Annotated in this window: 15 protein-coding genes and 1 CRISPR repeat array; of the genes, 9 read left to right on the forward strand and 6 right to left on the reverse strand. The window is 70.7% G+C overall.

Features of this window, described 5'->3' with window-relative positions:
• Positions 1–89 precede the first annotated feature (89 nt).
• The 6 genes from ACFTXQ_RS16650 to ACFTXQ_RS16675 all read right to left on the reverse strand — a co-directional run bounded on the left by ACFTXQ_RS16650 (position 90) and on the right by ACFTXQ_RS16675 (position 12,787).
• Entirely contained in the window at positions 90–1,100 is a 1,011-nt protein-coding gene (locus tag ACFTXQ_RS16650; protein WP_382641314.1) for a hypothetical protein, read from the reverse strand.
• Positions 1,101–1,109: 9 nt separating this feature from the next.
• A complete protein-coding gene (locus ACFTXQ_RS16655; protein ID WP_382641316.1) occupies positions 1,110–5,870 on the reverse strand; it encodes an RHS repeat-associated core domain-containing protein in 4,761 nt (1,586 codons plus the stop codon).
• 1,016 nt (positions 5,871–6,886) lie between these two features.
• Positions 6,887–7,830: direct repeats of the CRISPR family, unit length 29 nt; unit sequence CTGCTCCCCGCGTGCGCGGGGATGAACCC.
• Between the two features lie 51 nt (positions 7,831–7,881).
• On the reverse strand, positions 7,882–9,498 hold the full coding sequence (locus ACFTXQ_RS16660) for a hypothetical protein (RefSeq protein ID WP_382641318.1): 1,617 nt from the start codon (positions 9,496–9,498) through the stop codon (positions 7,882–7,884).
• A 1-nt stretch (position 9,499) separates the two neighbouring features.
• Complete coding sequence (locus tag ACFTXQ_RS16665) at positions 9,500–9,904, reverse strand: hypothetical protein (protein ID WP_382641320.1); 405 nt, start codon at positions 9,902–9,904, stop codon at positions 9,500–9,502.
• Between the two features lie 1,234 nt (positions 9,905–11,138).
• On the reverse strand, positions 11,139–11,723 hold the full coding sequence (locus ACFTXQ_RS16670; protein ID WP_382641322.1) for a hypothetical protein: 585 nt from the start codon (positions 11,721–11,723) through the stop codon (positions 11,139–11,141).
• 23 nt (positions 11,724–11,746) lie between these two features.
• Positions 11,747–12,787: an NlpC/P60 family protein gene (locus ACFTXQ_RS16675; protein WP_382641324.1), complete on the reverse strand. Its 1,041-nt coding sequence runs from the start codon at positions 12,785–12,787 to the stop codon at positions 11,747–11,749.
• Between the two features lie 367 nt (positions 12,788–13,154).
• On the opposite strand from ACFTXQ_RS16675, the gene ACFTXQ_RS16680 reads away from it, so the two are divergent.
• From ACFTXQ_RS16680 to ACFTXQ_RS16720, 9 genes are all read left to right on the forward strand, one after another.
• A complete protein-coding gene (locus tag ACFTXQ_RS16680; RefSeq protein ID WP_382641326.1) occupies positions 13,155–14,024 on the forward strand; it encodes a hypothetical protein in 870 nt (289 codons plus the stop codon).
• Between the two features lie 16 nt (positions 14,025–14,040).
• Positions 14,041–14,382 (forward strand): hypothetical protein, encoded by a 342-nt coding sequence (locus ACFTXQ_RS16685; RefSeq protein WP_382641328.1) that lies wholly within the window; start codon positions 14,041–14,043, stop codon positions 14,380–14,382.
• A gap of 2 nt (positions 14,383–14,384) precedes the next feature.
• Positions 14,385–15,167, forward strand: a complete 783-nt coding sequence (locus ACFTXQ_RS16690) for a hypothetical protein (protein ID WP_382641330.1) — start codon at positions 14,385–14,387, stop codon at positions 15,165–15,167.
• Positions 15,160–17,013, forward strand: coding sequence for a hypothetical protein (locus ACFTXQ_RS16695; protein WP_382641332.1), 1,854 nt, complete (start codon positions 15,160–15,162; stop codon positions 17,011–17,013). Before ACFTXQ_RS16690 ends, ACFTXQ_RS16695 begins: the two co-directional genes overlap by 8 nt.
• Position 17,014: 1 nt before the next feature.
• The gene (locus ACFTXQ_RS16700; RefSeq protein WP_382641334.1) at positions 17,015–18,535 is read left to right on the forward strand and encodes an SCO6880 family protein; all 1,521 of its coding nucleotides are present in this window, start codon (positions 17,015–17,017) and stop codon (positions 18,533–18,535) included.
• The gene (locus tag ACFTXQ_RS16705; protein ID WP_382641336.1) at positions 18,535–20,085 is read left to right on the forward strand and encodes a type VI secretion protein; all 1,551 of its coding nucleotides are present in this window, start codon (positions 18,535–18,537) and stop codon (positions 20,083–20,085) included. The genes ACFTXQ_RS16700 and ACFTXQ_RS16705 overlap by 1 nt, the downstream gene beginning before the upstream one ends.
• Before the next feature lies 1 nt (position 20,086).
• On the forward strand, positions 20,087–21,766 hold the full coding sequence (locus tag ACFTXQ_RS16710) for a type IV secretory system conjugative DNA transfer family protein (RefSeq protein ID WP_382641338.1): 1,680 nt from the start codon (positions 20,087–20,089) through the stop codon (positions 21,764–21,766).
• Between the two features lie 30 nt (positions 21,767–21,796).
• A complete protein-coding gene (locus ACFTXQ_RS16715) occupies positions 21,797–22,312 on the forward strand; it encodes a hypothetical protein (RefSeq protein ID WP_382641339.1) in 516 nt (171 codons plus the stop codon).
• Positions 22,313–22,449: 137 nt separating this feature from the next.
• Entirely contained in the window at positions 22,450–24,117 is a 1,668-nt protein-coding gene (locus tag ACFTXQ_RS16720) for a hypothetical protein (RefSeq protein ID WP_382641341.1), read from the forward strand.
• The last annotated feature ends 8 nt before the right edge of the window (positions 24,118–24,125 follow it).

Consider the following 24,125-nt stretch of genomic DNA (forward strand, 5'->3'; position numbering starts at 1 on the left):
TCAGGGCCTGCGTCTGAGCCGTCCGTCCTTGGAGCAGTCCCACGGCTCAAGTCCCACGGGAGAGGCCGAAGATCCGTTTCGTCTTCGGGTCAGGCTGTCGTCCAGCGCTGCACTGTCTCTTCGTCGTGAGTGAGCCATGTACCGTCGCCGAGCGGCACGGCAGCAACTCCCGGAGCCTGGGGGTAGTCGAGTTCGGCCACCGGCTGGAGTGTGCGTCCGTCGAGGAGGAGGTGGGTGCCTTCCTCCGCCCACTGTTCCTCGGCCGTCACGACCAGGATCCGGTTGTTGTCGATGAATCCCGGGGTGTAGCCGACGAAGACCCACTCATCGGGCAGGACGTTGCGGGCTTCGATGATGACGTCGTCGGCGCCGTCCTGCGTGCGGCAGAGGTATCCGCCGCCGACGTCCTGGCTGACCAGGACGCCGTCCCCCCCGAGGCCCACGTAGGGTTCCTCGGCCGTGCCCGCCGCACGGACATCGAGCCCGCCGGCCGCGCAGGTGACGAGGAGGCAGTGGGTGCCGTCCTGGCCCATGGAGGCGGTGAGCAGGACCTGGGGGCGTGCGTCTGGGAACTGCTGGAAGGCGTACGTCGCTGAGAAGGACGGCAGGACGTGCTCGGCCAGCACCTCGCCGGTGGCCAGGTCCAGGGCGCGGCAGATGTCGCCCGCGGAGAGCCCGTCGGGCCCGAGGGGACCGGCCATGGTCGCCAGAAGGACCCGCCCGGCCGGGTCGGCGGTGCACGCACCGGCGGCTTCGGGCGAATGCTCCCAGTCACGGTGGCGGTGCTCCCAGCGGACGGTGCCGTCGGCCTCATGGACAGTGACGGCCCCCCGGCTGCTGACGGCCAGGGCGCCGCCGGGCAGCGGCGAGCAGTACGTGTCGGAGCCGTCCGGTGCCGGGTCGGTCCACACGGCGCGGTCTGCGAGAACCCGGGACGGATCGGCGGAGACCCGGCCGCCGGTGATCACGCCTTCGTGCCGGGTCATGAGCCAGTGTGCCCCGTCGCGCAGGAGCCAGCCGTCCATGGCTCCGAGGGCGTCGGTGATACCGGGCAGGGACTCGTGGGCGAGCAGCCGTACGGGGACTTGAGGGTAATTCATGTGCTCGTCCTAATTCGTGTCCGGGGTGTAGCGGCTGGGCCAGTAGAACTGCCGCCGGTGGGTGGGCTTGTCGTCACCATACGTCGGCCCCGCCAGCATGCCCTCGATGCGGATGATGGGGGCGCAGAAATCCGGGCAGACGCTGCGCATGGCCGCGCCGTGGGTGGGAAGCCAGTCATCCGAGCCCTTGCTGTGCAGGCGGCTGAGGTAGTGGAGGATGTTCTGCTCTGCATGCCCGCCAGGGACCTTGGGAGGTGTCGGGGGGAGGTATTGGTCGTTCGGGAGCGGGTAGAGGCCCATCTCCTCGGCCAGCTTCCGCTGGGCGGGGGTCAGCTTGCTCTTGCTGGTTCCGGCGACGATGAGGACGTCCTTGCCCTTGTGGCGGGTGGCGATGATCGCGACGGTCTGTCCCTCCCGTTGCCGCTTGTTGGGCAGGACCTGGGAGATCTTGTGTGCCATGTCCTCCAGGCCCTGCATGCAGGGCGCCAGGCCGAGGGGGTCGGCCTCGGTGGCCGGGTTGGCGACGTAGGCGGCGGGGTTGGGGGCGGGGTCCAGGCCGAGGGGGTCGGGGCTGACGTAGCGGCCGGCCTCGGGGTCGTAGTGGCGGAAGAAGTTGTAGTGCAGACCGGTTTCGGGGTCCGCGTACTGGCCGGGGAAACGCAGAGGGGTGTGGGCGTCGGCGTCCCGGTTCCAGGCGGTGGCGCCCCACTGGGTGGCCCGGCTGTGCCAGGCGGTGGCGCCCGTGTGGTCGACGAGCTCGGTCGGTGTGCCGACCAGGTCGGTGACGATCGCGAAGAAGCGGGAGTCGACGGACTCCTGGCCGTCGGCGGCGTCCTGCGTCGTGCGGTGCTCGGCCTGGGCGATCGGACGGTGATCGTCGTACTCCCAGGTCAGGGTGGTGCCGGTGGCCGAGTCGGTCTGTTCTGCCAGGCGACTGCCGTCCCAGCTGAAGAGGGTCTGGGCGACGACGGTCCCGTCGGGGGCGTGCTGCAGCTTGGCGGTGCGGCGGCCGAGCGGGTCGTAGCGGTACGTCCACCGGGTGCCGTCGGGTGTGGTGCACGCGGTCAGCCGGTCTGCGGCGTCCCATTCGTAGCGCCAGACGTCGGGCTTGCGGGATATTCGCTTCTTGCGCCGTTCGACGATGCGGCCGGCCGCATCGTAGGTGTAGTGGAGGGCTCCGGCAGATGTCAGCCGGTTTCCGCTGTACGCGCGCGCGCCGCGGGACTCGGGGTGGGGGGCCTTGTCGGGCCAGTGCGCGGAGGTCTGGTTTCCCTCGCTGTCGTAGGCGTACGTTTCCGTCCAGCCGTGGGCCTCGACACGCAGGGGTCGTCCCGCCGGGTCGAGTTCGTAGTGCCTGCGGTTGCCGGATACCCCGTCGGTGACGGTCTCGAGCCGGTCGTCGGCACGGTAGGCGTAGAGGCGGGAGCTCACGGTCCGGTTCTGGGCGGTGAGGCGGTGCTCCCGGACCCGGCCCGCGGTGTCGTAGGCGGTGCCGAGGACCACGGGCTGCCCGGGGCTGCCGAAGGACCGGGCCACCTCCCGGCCGCCGGCGTCGTGGGCGAACGTGATGCCGTGGCCGGCGAGGTCCACGTGAGTGCGGTTGCCCGCCTCGTCGTGGGTGAGGTGGGTGGTGGCGCCGCTGGGAGTGACCCGACGGGTCCGGCGGGAGAGGGCGTCGTAGCTGAACCGGCTGGTGCGCCCGTCGACGGTCTCGGCGACGGTGCGGCCCATGGAGTCCCATTCCAGGACGAGGCCGGAGTTGGCGGAGTGTGCCTCGGTGAGGCGTCCGGACCGGTCGTAGGCGTATGTGGTGATGGCGCCGTCGACGTCGCGGGCGGTGATGCGGCCGGCGTCGTCCAGGTGGGTGGTGACCCTCTGGCCCAGCGGGTTGGTGCGGGAGCGCGCGCGGCCCGATGGGTCGTAGGCGTAGTGCAGGGTTCGGCCGTCGAAGTCGGTCTCGGAGACCAGACGCCCTACGGCGTCGTACGCGTAGGTCCAGGTGAGTCCGGCAGCGTTGTGGACCTCGGCCAGGCGGAGTTCGGTGTCGTAGCGGAACTCGTAGCGGGCTCCGTCGGGAGTGGTGCGGGAGGCCGGCTGGTCGAAGTGGGTGTACTCGTAGCGGGTGATGCCGCCGTTGGCGTCGGTCTCGGTGAGGCAGTTGCCCTCCCCGTCATAGGTCCACCGCTGGGTGGCGCCGTCGGGACGGGTGTGTGAGGTGAGGTGCCCCTCGACGCTCCACCTGCACGTGGTGGTGGCGCCGTCGGCGTCCGTGACGGAAAAGGGTCGGCCGAACGCGTCGCGGACCAGGGTGGTCGTCCTGCCTTGGGCGTCGGTGTGGGAAAGGACCATACCGGCGTCGTCCGAGCGGTAGGTCTGCCGGCTGCCCAGCGGGTCGGTGAACGCGGCGAGCGCGCCGTTCGGGTCGTAGGCGTAGCAGGTGGTGGCCCCGTCCGGGGTGGTCAGGGTGATGTTGTTGCCGCGGTCGTCATAGGTACGGCGCCACACGCTTCCGTCGGCGGCGGTCACGACTGTGGGCAGTCCCCGCTCGTCGTACTGCGTGGTGGCGAGGGAGCCGTCCGGTTCGCGTACGGAAGTGGGGTTGCCGTCCTCGTCCCAGGTGTAGGTGACGGTGCGGCCCTGGCTGTCGGTGCGGCTCAGGAGACGGTCGTAGCGGTCCCAGACCTGGCTGACCGTGTTGCCCAGGGGATCGGTCTCGGCGACGACCTGCAGGAGATGGTTCAGAAGGAAGACACTGGTGGCACCGGTGGAGTCGGTGTAGCGGGTGATGCCCGCCTCGCTGTCGTAGGAGAACCGCGAGGACAGGAAGCCGTCGGGCCCCACGGTCTGAACCACGCGGCCGGCCGCGTCGTAGAAATACAGGTAGGTGGAGCGGTTGCGGTCGGTCCACGAGGTCATGCGGCCGGCGGTGTCGTAGGTGAAGCGGGTCGCCGTGCCGGAGGAGTTGGTGACGGAATCAAGGTTGCCGTCGGGGTCATATCCGTACGACATGACGGTGACCGGGCCCTGCGGGCTGTGCAGACGCAGGGCGGTGATCCGCTCGTCGGCGACATCCACCTGGAGCCTGTAGCCGCCGCTGTGGGACACGGCGGAGGGCGCTCCGTCCGGTCGACGGGCCAGGCTGATGGTGTTGTCGTGACGGTCCCTGAGCTCGGCGAGCCAGCAGGCCGTGGAGGTGCGATACGGACTTCCGGTAAACGAGCGGGTGAGCCCGGAGTCGGGCTCGGACAGGGTGTAGGTGGTCTCGTCCTCGTGCACGCCGCCATGGGCAAGGGCGATCCGCGGTCCCTCCGTGGGCCAGACCCGGTCGTCGCCGGGCTGCGGGAGGCGGGGATAGACGAGGCACGAACCGTCGCTGCGCGCCCAGACGACGCCCGGCCCCACGGGGTCGGCTTCCAGGCGCTCGTCGAACAGCGAGGCCCAGCTGCGGCCGAACCAGTGGCCGTAGCGGTACGCCGACAGGTGGGTACGGTCCACGACGAGCGGAAGCACCCCGGGTAGGGAGAGGTCGACCTGCGGCAGGGTCATCTCTCCCGTCGCGATGTCGACGGGGTCGGACTTGCACGTCTTGCGGTCCAAGGGGATGGAGTTGCGGCGTGCGTCGTCGCGGGCGTCGCGCAGGCCGTTTGGCTTCGTCCGGGGATTGTTGCTGTCCCCGTGGTCACCCTTGCGGTCGCCTGTGGCGTGGTTGCCGTCTTTTCGGCCGCCCTCACCGGAGTTTTTGCGTTTCAGGCGGTTGAAGTCGTCGTGGATGGCCTGGTCGTTCTTCTTGTGGTCGGTGGATATCTGTTTGACGGCTTTGGGGAGGGTTTTGCCGACGTGGTCGCCCATGGCCTTGGTGGCTTTGGTGAGGGCTGCCATGGCTTTGTCGGCTACGGGGTCGATGGCCTGGGCGATGGAGTCGCGGCCTCGGGTGCGGCCGTGGTGGTGCTTGGCCTTGGTGAGTTTGGAGGTGGTCTTGCCGTGGATGTTGGTGCTGACGTTGCCCAGGTTGGTGCCCGCGAGGGCGTGTTCGGAGTGCTCGATGTGGAGGTCGACCAGGCCGGTGCCGCCCCCTCCGCCCCCGGTGCCGCCTGCGGAGGCGAGGTGGAGGGATTCCTTGCCGGACTGGACGCCGTCGTTGAAGCCGTCCTTGCCCGCGTTCTTGGTCTGGTCGAGGTCGACGCCGTCCTGGAGGCCGAGGGCCATGGAGCCGAGCTGGACGACGAGGTCGGCGGCCATGCCCTCCAGGGCTGCGACGGCCGGTTCGGTCATCGCGGAGACGATGTAGCCGACGGCCTCCTCGACACATTCCTTGATGAGGCGCTTGATGACCTCCTGGGTCGCGCGCATGGCGCCTGCGCCGATCAGCATCGACAGGCCGCCGGTGACGGGGATGAGGGAGAGGGCGATCCCGGCTTCGGTGGCGAGGTAGCCGAGCTGGACCAGGGCGGCCGTCTTCATGCCCACCACCGCGTCGGCCGCCAGGTCCATGGCGCCGGCGATGACGCGGGCGGCGCCCGCGATGTCCTTGAAGTGCTGGCCCTTGACCTTGTCCCAGTGCTGGTTCAGGGCCTCGATCGATTCGCCCTTGCTGGCGGACAGCAGGCGTTCGACGTGGTTGTTGGCGAGCTGGCCGTCGTCGAGCAGGTCGTCGGCGAACTCGCGGAGCGAGTCGGCCATCTCCCGGTAGGCGTCCTCGTCCACATTCGGCCAGGCCACACCGATCAGGTCCAGCAGTGTGTCGGCCCAGTCGGGCACCGTGACAGACATGCGACCCCCGTTCCCCCGTGGTTCGGGTGCGATCAAATAATCGAACAGTCTTACCACGTTGCACTTTTGACGGGTAATCCGCACCAGCGAATTGGGACACCCGCGGGAAGGCCTCCAACTGGACTCATGCAGGCTGGGCGCCGGATGGATCTTCACGAACGTACAGCTTCTCCGTCTTGCGGGTACCCGCCCGTTCAAGCGCTGTGTTCGGACCGCTCGGCTGCCTGAACACCATCCGCAACTACGGGTTCGGGGTCGGCAGGACGGCCTCGAACGGACCGCGAGGACTCGGAGAACGAAGCAGGTCATGAGGCCAGGCTGGTCAGCTGCTCTTGGCCAGCTGGCCAGCTGGCCAGCGTGGGGGCCAGTCAGCCGACCGCAGCCTGCTCGGCGCGTGCCGCGGCGGAAGCTCCGGATTGGCGTACACCGCTTTGCGCCACGTCGGCGGCACCGGTTTGTCGTCCACATCAGGCGTCAGCAGCGGCTTGTCTTCTACGCGCCTCCCGAGACAGCGCGGGGACCCGCTTCCTGCCCCGTCGCTACCCCAGCGCCTCCGGCTCACCCGGCAGCACAGGGACGACCGCACCGTGTTGCATCGGGTCGCCAGCGCCGACCGCATGGTGACCTCTGGCGAGTCCTCGTCCTCCGGCACCAGCGATACCACCAGCGCTTGTCATCATTCCCATCACACAGCGCCGCGCCTGTGCCGAACAAAACAGATTCGTGGCTGAGGCTCCCTGTGGTGCGGAGTAGCGCCCGTACACCGCATACCGCGTGCGGCTTTCGGCTGGGCACACCTTCTGTGGCTGATGTTTCGGCGGGGAAGGCTGGTGGGTCGCTTGAGCGCTGCTTGGGGTGATCGGGCGGACGGTCCTCAGTGCTGACTGGGTCGACAAGGAGCCCGTACCCTTTGGGCAATTGTCGATCGCGGGTTGCGCGAAATGACGGAATTGTCGAGTTGGGTGAAACCGCTTCAGATCATCCATCTCGCTGCCTAAAGTGGCAGGTCGGTAAGCCTGCTTCCCGCGTGCGCGGGGATGAACCCCAGGCGTCGCCCTCGGCACCCTCAGGAATCGACTGCTTCCCGCGTGCGCGGGGATGAACCCTGGGCGGCGCGCGCCGCGGAGGCGGGGCTGCGCTGCTCCCCGCGTGCGCGGGGATGAACCCATCTCCAACAGCTATCCGTCACGGAGGTCTTCCTGCTCCCCGCGTGCGCGGGGATGAACCCCGAGTCTGCACTGTACGGAGGTTCGCCGTGCCCTGCTCCCCGCGTGCGCGGGGATGAACCCAGCATCGACCGGCGGATCACCGGCGTCACCGTCTGCTCCCCGCGTGCGCGGGGATGAACCCTCGCTCTCCGGGGCCGAGGCCTCCGACCACGGCTGCTCCCCGCGTGCGCGGGGATGAACCCTCCGCGGCCGCGCAAGCGGCGCTTCAAGCCATCTGCTCCCCGCGTGCGCGGGGATGAACCCCCGGTGTTCGAGCCGACTTCCAGCACATGGTGCTGCTCCCCGCGTGCGCGGGGATGAACCCGGGGTCACCAGCGGTAGCGCCTTCGCCGTGGCCTGCTCCCCGCGCCTGCGGGGATGAACCCAGGCCGCGGTGACCGCGCAGGCCGAGTTGCTTCTACTCTCCGCGCGTGCGGTGATGAACCCATCTGGGGCACCGAGGGCCGCGCGGACGGCTGCTGCTCCCCGCGCGTGCGGGGATGAACCCCCACGCGGTCTCACCGATTCCGGGGAGCCCACCTGCTCCCCGCGCGTGCGGGGATGAACCCACCACCTCCGGGTCCGCGGCAAGGGTTGCGTCCTGCTCCCCGCGCGTGCGGGGATGAACCCACCACCTCCGGGTCCGCGGCAAGGGTTGCGTCCTGCTTCCCGCGCGTGCGGGGATGAACCCACCACCTCCGGGTCCGCGGCAAGGGTTGCGTCCTGCTTCCCGCGCGTGCGGGGATGAACCCTAATAGGGCGGCCGCGCGAGGCCTCGAGCGGGAGTACGCCACGCAGAGGGATCACCGGCGCATGCCCGGGCGGCGGCCGAGGACCAGGTCGGTTGGGACGTGGGCTCGGGGTAGGGGTCGGGGCGGAGCCTGGTTCGGTTTCGCCGTGACCCATTGCTGTTCCTGGGCGATCGTTCGGTGCGCGGCCGCGTCCAGCATGGCCCGCGGTACGGGGGTGCCCGCGCGTTGCGCGGTGGTCAGGAGGGCGGCCGCGCTTTTCTGTTCGGCGGCCATGACCGCCCCGTATGCCCCCGTCAGTGTCTCGATCTGGCGGGGATGGACGGGGTAGAAGCGACGGTCCCGGTCGAGGCCGGCCGGACGGTAGTCGGGGGCGTCGGTCACCAGTCCGGCCTCGGAGCGGCGGACGACCCACGGGGCCGCCGCGGCCATTTGCCAGCCGGTGGCGGAGAGGCGGTACGCGGAGGCCGCCAGAGTGCCCGCCCCGCCGGAGTCCGCGAGAAGTTCGGCAGCCGGCCGCGCGGCTCCGGGCGGCTGCTCCGGCGTCCACTGCGAACCGAACAGCAGCTGGCCCAGCCGTACGACGCTCGTACGGGAGATCACCACCGCCGGGTGGGGATCGGTTGACGGCATCGGTACGGACTTGCCCTGCTTGGCCTGCGCGTACCCCGGCGGGGGCAGCTGCGGGTGTTCTCGCGGGTCCCCGGTGTCCACGACGCGTTGCCAGGCCTCTGCCGCGGCCTTCCACGCCCGGGAGGACTCCCTCAACTCCCCAGCCGCCGCCTTGAGGCTCTCGCGCACCGAGGCGTCCGCAGTGTCCTCCGCGACGTGCAGGAGCACCCGTCCCGCCAGTAGTCGGCCCATGGCGTTCCAGCGGGAGATCTGCTGGAGGTCCGAGCCGCTCATCCGCTGCTCCGCACGGTCGTGCAGGGCGGCGTACGCGGCGCGGGAGAGCCGTTCGCTGTCCTCGGAGAGGCGCCCGACCACCGCGGTGGTCGGGTCCGCGGCCGTGGCCTGGACCGGTTCGACGGGCAGGGCCGTCGGGAAGGCGGCCAGGTCGTGATCGTCGTCGCCGGTCCTCGCGCGTTCGTAGAGCCCCCGTGCGTAGACGGAGGCGTTGTCGAGGGAGTTCCGGGCCTCGTGGAAGGCGTCGACCGCGCCGGGATGCTCGGCGCCCTGCGAGAGCCGGTGCACCACGTGGCCAGCCGCCCAGGCGACCACTGAATAGCGCCGGGCGAGGTAGTCGAAGGCCTTCCGGTGTCGAAGGAGGTAGGCGTACGGGGTCAAGGGGGCCCGGTCCGGGCCCAGATGGCTGCTGATCGTGTCGCGTACGGCTCCCACGGCCCGCGTCGCCACAGCGATACGCTCGCCGGTCGGCCCAGGCTCCCCCTGCTGCGGCGACAGGTACCGGCTCGCTGTACCGAGCGACTTCCGCGCATCGCCCAGGTAGTTGTCCAGGTTCTGCTCCGCCGGGGTCAGCTTCCGCTCCTCGGCCGTCGGGACCGGGGTGTACGCGCGCGGGCCGAGCCCTTTCTGCACCTGCTGCAGTAAGCCGTCGAGCTCGGCGGCCAGTGCCGCACGCTCATCGGCGGCGACCGACGCGAGCGGAGTCTGGGCGACCTCCTCGAGCCGGGCGATCGCGACGTCGAACAGCTCTCCCAGGGTGGTCACCTCACTGCCCCCGGACCACGGCCAGCGCCGCGGCCGCGCCGGCCGCCAGCTCCCCGGCTCGTCCCAGGGCTTGGGCCTCGGCCCCCGACAGCCCCGCAGCCAGCCGGGCCAGCGCAGCGCCGACGTGCTCGAGGAGCCGTACGTACGGGACAAGGCCCGCGGCCCCTGGTTCCGGAGGCGGAGCCGTGGTCGGCCTGCCGGTCGTCGGGAGCGGGAGGAGATCCCGGGCCTCCGAGCACTTCTGTGCGGCGACCATCGCCTGCAGTTCGTCGCTGTGTTCGTCGAACGTGATGGCATCGCAGAGCTCGGCGGTCATCCCTAGGACGTCCCAGGCGGCAGCCAGTGACGCGGCTGTGTCTTCGGAATCGAGCTGTGCGTCGAGCACGTTGATCACGGTTGCGGACATCGCCATCCCCTCCTTCGTCGCGGAACGTGGTGATCGTCCCACCTCGGACGAGGCCGGCGGGCTTGCCTGTGGACAGGCCCTGCGGTGTGGATAACTCCTCGCTGTGGTGGGCGCCGAAGGAGTCCCCGCTACGAGTCGTGCAGTCCGGCAGCCTGCCCTGCCCTGCTGGAGCGGCGCCCGTTCGCTTGTCCGACGCAGGCGCCGAGAGAGGTATGTCGACAGGCAGCTGCGGCGCTTGGGACTGGCAGAGGGGTGAGATGCGCTGGATGTCGGTTTCGGCGAAAGTGCCGTGGCGCGACCACTTGTCCCTCTAAAGTGGCAGGTCAGAAAGTCTGCTCCCCGCGCCCGCGGGGATGACCCCTGGCGCAGAACCTCGCACGGAGACAGCGCAGCCTGCTCCCCGCGCCCGCGGGGATGACCCCGAGCACCAAGGCGACGAAGCCTGCAGCGTCACGCTGCTCCCCGCGCCCGCGGGGATGACCCCCGAAACGGGCCCGACGGATGCCGAGGCCACGTCTGCTCCCCGCGCCCGCGGGGATGACCCCGGCCAGGCTGTGAACCGGTCACGCCTCACCGTCTGCTCCGCGCGCCCGCGGGGATGACCCCCAGTGCGCGGACGACGAAAAGTGCGACCCGCGTTGCTCTCCGCGGCCGCGGGGATGACCCCGTATGGGAAGTCCGGCTCGCTTGTGACGGTTGCTGCTTCCTGCGCCCGCAGGGATGACCCCCGGCAGAGCAGGCCTCGGACGAATCCGGTTTCCTGCCCCCGCGCCTGCGGGGATGACCCCGAGGGCCGCATGCTCGGGACCGAAGTGGCGATCTGCTTCCTGCGCCCGTGGGGATGAACCCGTCACCTGGGCAGTCAACCGACTGGAAGAGTGCTCCTCCCCGCACCGCGGGGATGCCCCGTTCGGCCCCTTCGGCAACGAGGCGGTGATCAACTGTTCCCCGCGCCCGTGGGGATGAGCCCACGATCAAGATGGCGCTGCGGCGCCTGTCCGACTGCTCCCCGCGCTGGCGGGGATGCCCCCGACCACCGCCCGCTGGCCGTCCAGGACGCCTCCGGTGCCGCCTGCGGCAGTCCGGCGGCCTGATCCTGGAACGCCGATGAGCGGCGCACTGGGCTGCGTCTGCCTCCCAACGAGAGAACCCCGCCGCTCAGGTCGGCCACGAGCCGCGGTCGGCAGAACCAGGCTGGCGATCGATTCGCAGACCACCTACCTGCGGCTCCAGTTCATGTCGCGGGCATCGGCGCGGCGAGCTGGGCTCCGGACTCCTGAAGCTGCCGAAGGTGCTCGCGCATACGGGGGACGGCTTCCTTCCCCGCGCCCTCCAGCTCGGAGAAGGTTGCCATCAGACTCCCTGCGAGGCGGACCGCATCTGGGGCCGGCAGTGCCTTCCACATGCTGTACGCCCGGCGCACCGCGAGAGCCGTCTCGGTGTGGTGCGGACCGTGGAGGCCGACGTGCAGGCGGACCACGTGGAGGTACCAGGCCGCCGCAGTCTCGTGATGTCCGGTCAGGAGCACGAGGTAGGCGCGGACCTCGCGGACCCGTACCGTCTCGATGTGCTCCTCGCCATGCGCGGCCGTGGTTTTCGCGTCGAGCTCCTCGGCCAGCGCGTTCGCGCGCGCGAGGTCGAGGGACGCGGCCTCCTGGATGGCGGCCAGCCGGTCCGCGAGGTCGCCGCTCACGGTGCTGGCGGCGACCTCGGGAGGAGGGGAGGTCTCGTCGGGGGCGAGGGGCTGCTCGGCCTCCGCGCCCGCCCAGAACGCCGGGTCGACCACGCCCCAGGGGCGGAAGAAGGAATGATCGTGCATCGGAGCCCCTGCGCTCGTGTCGGTCACCAGGCCACCACCCGGCGGATCCCCGTCGCCCGGGTCATGTAGTTCGTCGAGTTGCGCCAGCTGCTGTACGGGACGATCCGCGTGCGGACCCCGGTCCGCGGGGACTCGATCAGCAGGCCCGAGCCGATGTACATGCCGACGTGCCCCGGGCTGGCCGCCGAGCCGTCGGATCCGGCGTTGAAGACCAGGTCGCCGGGTTTCGGGCTGTCCAGGCCGACCTGGAGGGGCAGCTTGATCTGGTCGAAGGTGACGCGCGGGATCGTGATCCCGGCCGCCATGTACGCCTGCTGCACGAGGGAGGAGCAGTCGCACCAGTGCTGCGGGTTGGAGCCCAGGGCGTTGGTGCAGTCGCCGCCGAGCTGGTACCAGCCGCCCCTCTGGGCCAGGGCCCAGGCCACGGCGGTGCGGACCTGGGGCGGGGCGTCCGGCGGAAGCTCGAAGCCGGTCGGCAGCTCGACCGGGCCGCCGCCGCTCCCCGACGCGGTGTACTTCACCGACCGGGCCAGGATCGCCTTGACGTAGTCGTACGTCTGCCCCTCGGCGAAACTCGCGGGCGGTACGCCGCCGAAATGTTCGACCCGGCCCCAGCCCGCGTTGTAGCCGGCCAGGGCCTTCTCGACGGGGGAACCGCTGTACTCGGGGTGCGCCTTGGCCGTCTTCAGCAGGTCGCACATCATGCGCCCCTGCGCGGGGATGGCGTCCTTCGGGTCCATGACGTCCTTGTCGCCGTCATCGTCACCATCGACCCCCTGACGGGCCCAGGTCTCCGGAATGAACTGTGAGATCCCGTACGCGATCGGCCTGTCGGCGGAATCCCTGGAGATCGCCGTGGGGTCGAAGTTGCTCTCGCGCCACAGCTGGGCCGCCAGGATCGCCGGGGGGAGCCCCTGATCGCACGCGGCGGCCGCAGCCAGGATGAGCGGAGCGTACTGGGCCGGTACGCCGTCGGCCCCGCCGATCCTGAGGGTGCTCGCGGTCGGCCACGTGCCGACGTCGCGTCCCTTGCTGTCGTCCTCTGCAAGCGTGGCGATGAGCATGACGATCCCCACTCCCAGCGCCACAGGGGCAGCCGCCGCGCCCGCAGCGGCCACCCCCAGCCACCGCTTCGCCGCCCCCACCTGCCCCCCTCGAAAGTCCCTCTGATTTGCGCCCACGAAGATGCAATTCGGCCACGGTGGCCGGGAGTGATCTCGCTGCGATTGCGTGACGGATCGTGACACTATGCTATTTCGGCTTGAGCGAGGGGCTGGTGAGAGGCCATCAGCTGTTGCCGCATCCCGGTGTAAAGTGCCGATGCCTTTCACTGCGAAGGAGCTGGCAAAACGTGTGAAATTCACATTAGCTATGGCTCTTCGCAGCGCGTTATCGGGGGGACTCATGAGTAAAGGGAGCAACTCGGCGCCGTTGGCGTCGTTACCGGAGACCGCGCGCCTCGTCGTGCCCGTGATGGCAGCGACCGGCGGCAGCGCGCGCTCGACCGTCGCGCACGTCCTCGCCGATGCGCTGGCTGCCGCAGCCGACACCGTGGTGTTCGACCTGGCACCGCGCCTCGCCTCCCCCTGGCCGACATGGAACGGCGGCACGGAGGCGGAAGGCCTCGCCGCGCTGCCGCATGACCGCCCGCTGACCCGGGCCCGGATCCGCGGCGCCGCCGCCGTACGGCGCGCGGCCGAGGGCGACTGGCGTGTGCTGACCGACGGGCGCGAATGGCATGCGGCCCCGCTGGCCCTGCCCGCCCCGCCCGCAGCGTGGTACCAACTGGCGGCCGCTGGCGGCTGGCAGGCCCTGGTCGCGGACACCGCCCACCTCGTGGCGCACGACATCCTCCTGGCCCGGTGTGAAGGATCTCCGAGCCTCACCCGCGCCTGGTGCGACCTGCCCTTCAGCGTGCCGGTCCTGTGCGCGCAGGCCACCGCCGAGGGCATTCAGACCCTTCATCAGGCCGTGATGGTGCTGCATGCCGAAGGCCTGCCGCTGCACCGCTCCGTGGTCGTCCTGGCTGGCACAGCCAATGGACGGCCACCCGCCGTGGTCCGGGCCGCGGCCACGATGCTCTCCGCCCGCGCCGCCGCCGTGGTCCACCTGCCCCACGACGCGGACATCCGCGCCAACGGACTCCAGGCCCAGCCGGCCCGGATCCGTACGCGCACCCGGCAGGCGGCCCGTGAGCTGGCCACCGCCGTGCTTGCCGCCGCCCGTGAAGCCTTCGGCGACCCGCTGCCCGATGCTCCGCAGCCCGCACCGCTCCCTGCCGTTGCAGTCACCGCCGTCTGACGAGGAACCACCGAACATGAGCCAGATCCTGACGACCCTCCACACCCTCGCGAGCGACCCCGGCCTGATCGTCCTGGCCGATGGCGTCGGCCCGGTGCCCGACTTCGACCCGTCGCTGCCCACCGCGGTCAACACCCCGGTCAAGACGATCCTGGCCTGGACGGCCGGCGGGGGTCTCGCGCTGGCGGTGCTCGGCGGCCTCAGCGGCTGGGCCCTGGTAGCGGTCGGCCATAACACCGAGCGCGCGGCGCTGGCGGCCCGCGGCAAGCAGAGTGTGCTGTGGAGCCTGATCGGCGCGGGCGGTATCGGACTGACGTCCTCACTGGTCCTGGCCGTCTTCACCATGACGAGCGCCTGAGCGTGGACTCCTCGAACGGGCTCAAGGCCCGCAGAGCCCGACTCGTCTTGGCCGCGATCGTCGTCGCGTTAGCGGCGCTCCTGGCCGCGGGCGGGTTCGCCGCGGCCAGGCTGATGCAGGACGATGCCAAGGACAGCAAGTCGCAGGCGGAGGCCGGTCCCTCTGCCTCAGCCAGTCCTGCGCCGACAGGCAGCGCGTCCTCCGAGGGTCCCATGACCCCGGAGAAGGGCAAGAAGATCACGCTGTCCAAGCCCACCGGGCACAAGGACGGCGTCGCCATCGGCTTCCCGGCCTCCCCGGTCGGCGGGATCAGCGCCGCCGTGTACTTCTGGGAGGAGTACGCCTGGCTCGACGACGAGAAAGCCACCCAGCAGCTCACCGCAGTGGCATCCAAGGGCGCGCCCGACTACGTCGACAAGCACGTCTCCGAGATCCGCAAGATGCGCGAGGCCGTCGGGCTTCCTCCCTCGGGCGGGATCCCGGCCGACATCTCCTTCACCACCGCCGTCACCGCCGCACGGGCCAAATCCCTCAAGGTGCCCGGCTTGCCCGTCGGCGAGGTCATGCAGGTCTGGCTCTCCTACGACCGCTTTGCCACCGGGCCGAAGGGCGGCCCGGACCAGAATCCGCTGCGCGGAGACACCATCGCCTTCGTCGTGAAGTGGGAGGACGGGGCCTGGCGCTTCACTGACCAGTACGACGCCCTGGGCGACTTCCCGGTCGCCTACGAACCGACCAGCCGCTTCGCCTGGACTGACGGCTGGGCTCAGGTACTCCATGGCTGACCGTTTCCAGAGGGCCTCGCGAGCCCTCGTCCTGGTCTGCGCCCTGCTCGCCTTCTTCAGTGCGGGCGCCACCATGTCGATCGCCGTCGCCGCCGATGATCCGAAGTACCACGCCTCCGTAGGCCCGCCCGATCCCATCCCCAAGGAATGGGACGCCGAACAGTGGAGCATCGGCCTCGACACCCGAGGCAAGTACTGCATGGTCGACCAGATCGGCGACTACAAGATCTGCCACTTGCCCGGCCCGGACGATCCGCCGTTTCCCGGCCACACCAAGCCCTGTGAGGGCGCGGACGGCAACGGGGCTGCGGAGTGCAACCCGGAGGACCAGAAGGAAGCCGAAATCCGGCGCCTGGAGCAGTGGCGCAAGGACTTCCCCGACAAGCAGTGGAAGAACTACGAGGCCCTCGACAAGTTCATCACCGACTGCGTCGTGCAGGACGGACGGCCCTTCAGCGTGTGCAGGAACGAAGGGGAGGGGGAGTACGGCGTGCCCGCCAAGGGGCCGCTGGAGTGGGTTGCGGGGAAGTTCTCGGAGTTCGCCAGCAATGCACTGAAGGAGGCCGCCTCCTACATCGGCAAGTCGGTCGTCTGGCTGCTGTCGGAGTTCGCGACGCTCTTCACCGACAACTCGACCATCAACCTGAACGGCACAGGAATCGCCAAGTTCACGCTGATGATGACCTCGCTCTCCGCGGTCCTGGCCGTCTTCCTCCTGCTGATCCAGTTCGGGAAGGTCGCGGTCAGCCACAACGGCGGACCGGCCGCGACAGCGCTGATCGGCCTCGCGAAGTGGGCCGTCATCTCCTCCGTGTACTGGGGCGTGGCTCAGACCGCGCTCGCGTGGTCGGACGAGGTGTCGACCTGGATCATCAACAAGACGTTCGAGGGTGGCGGCAGCGGCGAGGGTGCCGCGACGCAGGCCATGCAGAAGCAGCTCGGCACCCTCTTCGGCGGTTTGATCACCGGTGGCGGCGGCGCCGCCACCGCCGGAGGCGCGCTCATCGCCGGCGAGACCGTGACCGCCTCCGCAGTCGGCGTCGTCATCGTCGTTGGCATCGTCTGCATCCTGGTCATCGCAGCCCTGTGGGTAGAGATCCTGATGCGCCAGGTCGGCATCATGCTCATCGTCGCGACGATGCCGATCACCCTGGCCGGGCAGCTCTCCGATTCCACGTCCGAGTGGTGGCCCAAGGCCCGCAACGCCTTCGTCTCCCTGGTCCTGATGAAGCCCTCGATCGTTGCCTGCTTTTCCATCGGCGTCTTCGCCATGTCCGAGGGCAAGGGCGTGCAGAACATGCTCGTCGGCTTCGTCATGTTCCTCGCCGCCGCGCTGTGCTGGCCGGCCCTGGCGAAGTTCATGACGTTCACAACCAACGGCTCGGGCGCCGCCATGGCCTCGGGATGGCTCAGCTCCGCGGGCTCCTCCGCCTCCTCCATGACCGGCGGCTACCGTCCCGACCCCAGCGGCGCCGGAGCGGTCGGCGGCGGCTCCGGTTACACCAAGGCGCTGGAGTCGGAGAACTCAACGACCTCCGCGGCTTCCTCACCCGCGGGCACGGCCGGCGCGGGCGGGGCCGGGAAGTCCGCGGGGCGTTTCGGCGGCCGGGCTCTGGGAGTGGCGGCCTTCGGCCTGCAAGTCGCGGCGGTCGGCAAGGACTCCCTGGAGTCCGGTCTGGGCAGCACGGCCGCCCACGCCGGCCTTGACCAGGGCGGGGGCGGGGGCCGGCACGTGGTCATCCCGCCGCGCCGGCAGCAGTCCTCCGCACCTGCTCCGGTCGGAGCGCCGACCGAGGCACCGACCCTCGATCCGCAGCCCGCACAGGCCCCCCGAAGGGAGGGATGACATGTCCCAGCCCGTCTCCTACGGAGGCTGGCAGTCCGAGACGACCGGCTTCATGGGCCGGCTGTCCGGGCCCGGCTTCGCGATGGTCGCCGCCGCCTCCCTGCTCGCGCTCCTGCCGTTCAACGTCGGCTGGCAGGCCAGCTTCGTGTGCGTACCGGTCGCACTGCTCCTGCTCGCTCTCGCCTTCGGGCGGGTGTCAGGGCTCAGCGCCGACGAATGGATCTCTCTCGCAGTAAGGCACCAGTTCTCCGTGGCTACCCGACGCAACCTCTTCTTCTCCGGCGCATTCGCCCCGCGCTCGGCCGCAACCGGCCGACAGCCCATGGACCTGCCCGGGATCCTGGCCCGCCTGCGGATCCTGGAGGCCCCCGACGGGCTCGGCGGCCAGCTCGGCGTCGTCCACGACCCCGTAGCAGGCACCTACAGCGCCATCGCCCGCGTCACCTTCCCCGGCCTCGCCCTCGTCGACACCGACAAGCAGGCCGCCCGCGTGGCCACTTGGGCGCAGTTCCTGCGCGGCTACTGCACCGAGGACTCCCCGGTCGTACGGATCGCCGTACACCAGCGGTGCCTGCCCGACGACGGCGCCGCCCTCGCCTCTTGGACGGCCCGCTACGTCACCGCCGACGCACCGGCCGCCGCCGTGACCGCGCTCACCGAGCTGATGGACGGCGCCGGCCCGGCCGCCGCCTCGCGCGAGACGTACCTGACGGTGACGCTCTCCGCCGCCCGGGCCCGCCTCGCCATCAAGGGAGCCGGCGGCGGGCAGGTCGGCGCCGCGGCCGTCCTCGTACGCGAACTGCACGCGATGGGCCAGGGCCTGTCGACGGCAAGCCTGCAGGTCGTCGAGTGGCTCCCGCCGCGCAAGGTGGCCCAGACCGTACGGACCGCCTACGACCCTGAGGCCCAGCAGGCCCTCGCCACCCGCAACGCGGCCGCACAGGCCCCCGACTGGACCGGCACCGCCCCCGGTGTCGACCCCGACCTGGCCGGCCCCGCCGCCACCGAGACGGCGTGGGGCGTCTACCGGCACGACGGCGCATGGTCGGTGTCCTACCAGGTCCGCACCTGGCCCCAGGCCGCCGTGTACGCGACGATCCTCCAGCCGCTGATGCGACCTCGGCAGAACGCACGCCGTGCGATGAGCCTGCTCTACGAGCCGATCGGCCCGCGCCGCGCCCGCCAGGAACTGGCCCGGGACAAGGCCAAGCGGTCCTCCGCCCGCCACCTGCGCGCCAAGTCCGGCCGCGACGAGAGCGAGGACGAGCGCCGCGAGGAGGCCATCTCCCGTCAGCAGGACGCCGCGCGCGCCTCAGGCCAGGGCGTCATGCGGATGACCGCCGTCCTCACCCTCACCGTCACCGAACTTGCCGAGCTGGAGACGGCATGCGCTGAACTCCAGGCCGACGCCGCCGCATCCGGGCTGGAGTTACGCCGCATGTGGGGCGCGCAGGACACGGGCTTCGCCACCGGTGCTCTCCCCCTCGGCCAGGGCCTCCCCGACCGCAGGATGGGATTCTGATGGGCCTGTTCTCCCGCCGCCAGGCTGGCGACACCCTGCTGGAGGCCATCGGCATCGACGAGGCCGCCGGCATCGCCGACCGCCCGCCCGTGGCCCTTCCGAAGCAGCGGACCGCCCGCGAACAGCGGCGCGCCCGCCTGCTGGAGGACCCCGCCACCGCGATGCGCGTCGCCCCGAGGAAGGGGTGGACGCACCCGTTCGCCGGCCGGGCCGCCTCCGTGCCCCGTACCGAAGTGGTGCGGGCCGACACCGCGAACGCCGCCGGCCTCTACCCGTTCCTGCACGCCGCGAGCCTGCCGCCGATCGGCGCGTACATCGGCCGCAACGTCCTGACCACGGAAGCCTTCAGCGCCCACCCTGCGGTGTGGGTGAAGGAAGGCCTGTGCACCAACCCCAACGTCATGATCACGGGAATCCCCGGCTCGGGTAAGTCCGCCCACATCAAAGCCCTGTCCCTGAGGCTGATGGCCTTCGGCCACCGCACGCTGATCGCCGGGGACGTCAAGGGCGAGTATCAGGCACTGTGCCGCCACCTGGGCGTGGAACCCGTCCGGCTCGGCCCCGGCCTGCCCGGGCGCCTGAACCCGCTGGACGCGGGCCCGCTCGGTGTCGGCCTGGACCTCATCAAGGACCCGGCCGAGCTCAAGTCCCGCCTCACCGAGATCCACCGCCGCCGCCTGACCCTGCTCAAGGCCCTGCTCGAACTCCAACTGCGGCGCACCCTGCAGCCCGAGGAGGAGGAGGCACTCGACGTCGCCGTACGCGAGGTCACCGGCGAACTTCACGGCACCACCCGCCTCGCCGTGCCCACCATCCCGCTTGTCTACGACCGACTGCGTGACCCCACTGACGCGATGGCCCGAGAGCTGCGCATCCGCGACGGGGAAGTCCAGCGAGCCCGCGAGCAGATGGCCTCCATCCGCTCCGCCCTCGGCGGTATGGTCACCGGCCACCTCGGCGGCCTCTTCGACGAGGCGACCTCCATCGACCTGGACTGGGACGCCCCCATCCAGTCCGTCGACATCTCCGCCCTGCAGGAGTACGGCGACGAAACCGTCGCTATGGTGCTCTCCTGCGTCTCGACATGGGCGCAGTCGGCCATCGACCAGCCCGGACAGAAGCCGTGGATCGTCGTCCGAGACGAGCTGTGGCGCCAGATGCGCTCCGGCGGGGCCACCATGGTGAAGAAGATCGACAGCGACCTCCGGCTGTCCCGGGCGACCGGCACCATCCAGGTCCTGGCCACCCACCGCCTCTCCGACTTCGAGAGCGTCGGGGCGGCCGGCTCGGAGGCCGTCGCCATCGCCCGCGACCTGATCGCCTCCTGCGAGACCCGCATCCAGCTCGCCCAGGACACCCGGCCGCTCCAGATCACCCGCGAGGCCATCGGACTCACCGACTCCGAATGCAACCTCATCGGCTCCTGGGGCGCCGGCCAGCGCGGCCGCGCCCTGTGGAAAGTCGGCCGCGGTGGCGGCCACGCGGTCCAGCTGATGCTCTCCCGCACCGAGGAACGGTTGTTCGAGACCGACGAGAGGATGGTGATCTGACATGTCCGAGCGCGGGCCCTCCGCCGCCGGACTCGACGACAACACGCTGCTCGCCGCGTACGGCGCGGGCCTCGTCGTCACCGTCGGCGGCTCCGTCCTGCTCGCCGGACCGCTCGCCGGACTGCTGTCCGGCAACGGCTGGGTCGGCAGTTCGGACAGCGTTCCCGTCACGGTGATTTCGGCCCTGGCCAAGGGCCCCGGCTCCGTCTACCAGCCGGCCCCGCCCCCCTGGCTGTTCTACGCCCTCACCGTGTTCCTTGTGCTCGCTCTGGGCGCTTTGATCGGCAAGGTCGCCAGCGCGGTGTCCTTCGGAGGGCGTTCCGGAGGAGCCCAATGGGGCGGCGCGAAGATCGAGCGGAAGATGTCCGCCCACAACGACCCCGGCCGACGGGTCAACCGCATCACCGCCGGGCGCGGCCAGCGGACCAAAAAGGTCGTGGCAGCCCAGCCCAACATCTCCGCGACCGTGTTCGGTGTGCCCGGCTCGTCGAAGACGACCGGCCTGGTCCTACCGAACGCCGCTGAGTGGGAAGGGCCGCTGGTGGTGACCACCACCAAGGCCGCCGACCTGGACGTCATCTACGCCCGCCGCCGCTGGTTCGGCCCCGTCTGGGTCATCGCCCCGGCCGGCATCCCTGGTCGCGATAGCGACCACTGGTCGCCGGTCGAGTACTGCACCGACGCCAAGGCAGCCGACCGCATGGCGTCCTGGCTGGCCGAGGCCTCTTCCTCCGGTGACGACAAGCGGGCAGCCCCCTGGATCGACCAGGCCAAAAGCGTCCTCAAGGGCATCCTCCTCGCCGCCCAGCTCTCCGGCGGAGGCATCTCCGACATGCGCCGCTGGATCTCACTCGGCAAGGACGCCGTCGACCACGTCCGCGCGACCCTCCTCGCCCACGGCTTCAACGACGTCGCCGACGACTACGCCTCCCCCTGGCTGCGCCTGCACGAAGACGGCATCGGATCCATCCAGTTCAGCCTCAACGTCCTGGCCCGCGTCTTCGCCGACGAGGAAGTACGCGAGACCTGCTCCCGCTCGGACTTCACCTTCGAGGAGTGGCTCGACAAGCGGGGCACCATCTGCATCATCGCCTCCGAGGCCGACGCCGACCGCTTCGCCCCGCTCATCAGCTCCCTGATCGCCGGAGCCATCCACGCCGCGGAGGTCCGCTACAACACGTACGGCAAGCCCATCGACCCGAGCGTCGGAATCCTCGTTGACGAGGCCGGCAACATGCTGCGCTACCCCCGGCTGCCCAACATCCTGACCACCGGTCGCGGCATGGGCATCATCATGCTGACCGTCTGGCACGACCTGTCCCAGCTCCGCGAATCCCTCGGCGTCCAGAAGGCCAACACCGTCCTGTCCGCGAGCGGCCTGCGCATGCTGCTGCCCGGCTGCGGCGACCTGGAGACCCTTCGCTACTTCTCGGGCCTGTACGGACGGACCGAGGTCATGAAGACCAGCCACGGACGCTCCCGCGGTGAGCACTCCACCAACACGCAGGCCACCGAGACCGACCTCGCGCCGGTCCACTCGCTGCAGCAGCTCCCCGACTTCACCGCTATCGCCCAGTACACCAACCTGCCGCCGATCAAGGTGCGGATGCGCCTCACCTTCCGCGACAAGGACCTCAAGAAGCTCCTCGCCGGGCCCAAGGCCGGCCCCTCCGAGAAGTAGAGCCGACGAAGACCAGCCCAGGAGGCGCACGTGTCCGACCCGCTGAACCCAGCAGACCTCTGGCCGATGCCGCCCGGAGCCCCCCAGCAGACCGAACCGCAGCGCTGGATCTGGGCGGCCATGGACCCCAAAGAGCGGCGGACCCGGATGCGCGAGCTCGGCGGATGGGTCGACTGGCTGCGCAGGACCTTCGAGCTCCACAACACCATCACGCACTGCTGGTACCGGCACTCCGCGGTCGTCGAACACCTCACCGCGCTCTACGCAGGATGGATGCGCACCTATGCCGGGGATGAGGCACCCGGGCGCGAGCTCGCCGAAGCCGACTGGATCAACACCCTGCACGCCTTCGTCCCGCGCCTGCTGCTCGCCGCCTGCGCGACCGGCACCCACCAGGAACCGCCGCTCATCGTCCCCCCACCGTCTGGCAACGACGAGGCCTTCGAGCTGTACCTGAAGCTCTCCGACGCGACGAGCGCTTCTGCCCTCCACCCGGCAGCCGCCGAACTCAACCGCCGCGAAGCCGAGCTGAACGCGCCGCTGTAGAGGAGGCTTTGTGTCCATCCGCATTGAGCGCCCCACCTCGGCGGACACGCCCGAGGATCCGGCCGCCCTCGCCTGGTCCTCTGCCGCTTCTCGAGGGCGCGCAGTCGCCACTGGTCTCCGCGCCAGCCGCCAAGGAGATGCAGCTGGACCTCTTTGGCGCCCCCAACGAGAGCCCAAGGCAGCCCACCGGCACACCGGCAGGCGATTCGGAGCCGGTCGGCCCCGCCGCCGGCCAGGCCCACGACGTCGACTTGGACCGGGCGCCGGTGACGCCCGAAATCCCGGTGGTCGAGAACGTTGAGGAGGCGAAACTGCACGGCACCCCAACCCCCAGCCTTCACGACCCTCTCGACAACTCCGTGCTCGAAGCCGTACTGGAATCCGCCGCCCGCGACGCCGGCGACGGAAGGCCACCCCCTGAGCCCGATCCCGGGCAGCGGGATCACCCCGAGTCCGTTTCCGACCCGCAGAACGCGCCGCCTGCGGCGCAGGACCCCATGGAGGTACCCACGATGGCCACACCAGCGGACCAGTCAAACGGCCTTGCCAGTGCGCCCCGGCGACCCAGGAACCCGAACCGGGCCCACACGACCCCGCAGACCGTAGCTGAGCGGCCAGCGCACCCCCAGCGCACCCCGCTGGCCGATGCCCCCACACCGCCGAGGGCCGCCGGTTTTGACCTGCCCGAGCCCCCGGATAGCGTCGACTGGCCGGAGTTCGAAGAGGCATTGGCCGCCTGGGACGAGCTCGGCCTCGTTGTCCCGGCTGCGGAGATCCGCGCCGCGGTAGCCGCGGACGTGGCTCTCCTGAGCCAGCGGGCGGAGTCGCCGGTGGCGGCGGCGCCCGCGCCGGTAGCCGGTGCGTCCGTCGGCCCCGAACCGGCGGTGCTCGCGGACGCTTCCGCGTCGCCCGACGGCCCGCCGCCGGCCGTTTCGGATGCGGAGGCAGCCGTCGGTACCGCCTTGGCCAGGGCTGACGCCCACGCCGAGAGTCTCCAAGGCCACCCCGAGTGGCAGCAGATCCAGACCGTGCGCGGCGCCCTTGGACACGTCTGGGACGTGATGAAGGAGAACGCTGGCGCCCACTGGGACACCCTGCGCGCCGACGTGCGGTTCCAGGGCTTCTGGAAGACGGCGACCATCCGGGCCTGCGAGGCGATTGCGGTACACGCGACGGCCCTCGCAAATCGCCTCCGCCCCCGCACAGGAGACCTTCCCGCCACCGACGTCTTGCTCAGGCTCGCCGACGCTACCACCGCCTACTCCACCGTCGGCGCCGCCGAGGCCGCCCCGATGCCTGCGCCGCCGGTGGCCGAGAACGCGGCCGAAGCCGCCGAGCCGGCGATGCAGAGGCTCGTCGAGCGGAGAACCCCGACGGCGTACGCCACCCGCGAAGACTCGGTCCGGGCCGCAGAGGAGGTGACGAAGCGCTTCCAGGAGTGGATCACCAGTCCCATGGGCCAGGAGCTGGTTGCTTCCGACCACCGAAGGGTTGCCGAGTTCCGCCACGCCTGGCAGCAGTTGCCACCGCATGGAAGCGAGCCGGGCCCGGCTGTCGGCCCGTACAGCGACGTCGCCGAGCGGGCCGGAGCCCTCGTCACGGCAGCGGTCGGCGCCGCCCGTTTCGCCCCCGGCGACCTCCAGGCCCTCCAGGCCCTGGCCCAGACCGCCGACCACCACGCCGCCAGGCTCGCGGTCACCCTGCCGCCCGGCACAGCCACGCCAGCGCGGAGGGCGGCAGCCCCGGCACCGCGGGTTGCAGTTCCCGCGCCGACAGCGGCCCGAACCGCACGGACGTCGGTGTAGACCGCCCG

Origin of the sequence: Streptomyces sp. NPDC057010, assembly GCF_042673805.1 — a bacterium.
Classification (GTDB): Bacteria; Actinomycetota; Actinomycetes; order Streptomycetales; family Streptomycetaceae; genus Streptomyces.

Coding starts and splice junctions, on each gene's coding strand:
- ACFTXQ_RS16650 (WP_382641314.1), bottom strand. CDS start 1,100: ATGAATTACCCTCAAGTCCCCGTACGGCTGCTCGCCCACGAGTCCCTG.
- ACFTXQ_RS16655 (WP_382641316.1), bottom strand. CDS start 5,870: ATGTCTGTCACGGTGCCCGACTGGGCCGACACACTGCTGGACCTGATC.
- ACFTXQ_RS16665 (WP_382641320.1), bottom strand. CDS start 9,904: ATGTCCGCAACCGTGATCAACGTGCTCGACGCACAGCTCGATTCCGAA.
- ACFTXQ_RS16670 (WP_382641322.1), bottom strand. CDS start 11,723: ATGCACGATCATTCCTTCTTCCGCCCCTGGGGCGTGGTCGACCCGGCG.
- ACFTXQ_RS16675 (WP_382641324.1), bottom strand. CDS start 12,787: ATGCTCATCGCCACGCTTGCAGAGGACGACAGCAAGGGACGCGACGTC.
- ACFTXQ_RS16685 (WP_382641328.1), top strand. CDS start 14,041: ATGAGCCAGATCCTGACGACCCTCCACACCCTCGCGAGCGACCCCGGC.
- ACFTXQ_RS16695 (WP_382641332.1), top strand. CDS start 15,160: ATGGCTGACCGTTTCCAGAGGGCCTCGCGAGCCCTCGTCCTGGTCTGC.
- ACFTXQ_RS16700 (WP_382641334.1), top strand. CDS start 17,015: ATGTCCCAGCCCGTCTCCTACGGAGGCTGGCAGTCCGAGACGACCGGC.
- ACFTXQ_RS16705 (WP_382641336.1), top strand. CDS start 18,535: ATGGGCCTGTTCTCCCGCCGCCAGGCTGGCGACACCCTGCTGGAGGCC.
- ACFTXQ_RS16710 (WP_382641338.1), top strand. CDS start 20,087: ATGTCCGAGCGCGGGCCCTCCGCCGCCGGACTCGACGACAACACGCTG.
- ACFTXQ_RS16720 (WP_382641341.1), top strand. CDS start 22,450: ATGCAGCTGGACCTCTTTGGCGCCCCCAACGAGAGCCCAAGGCAGCCC.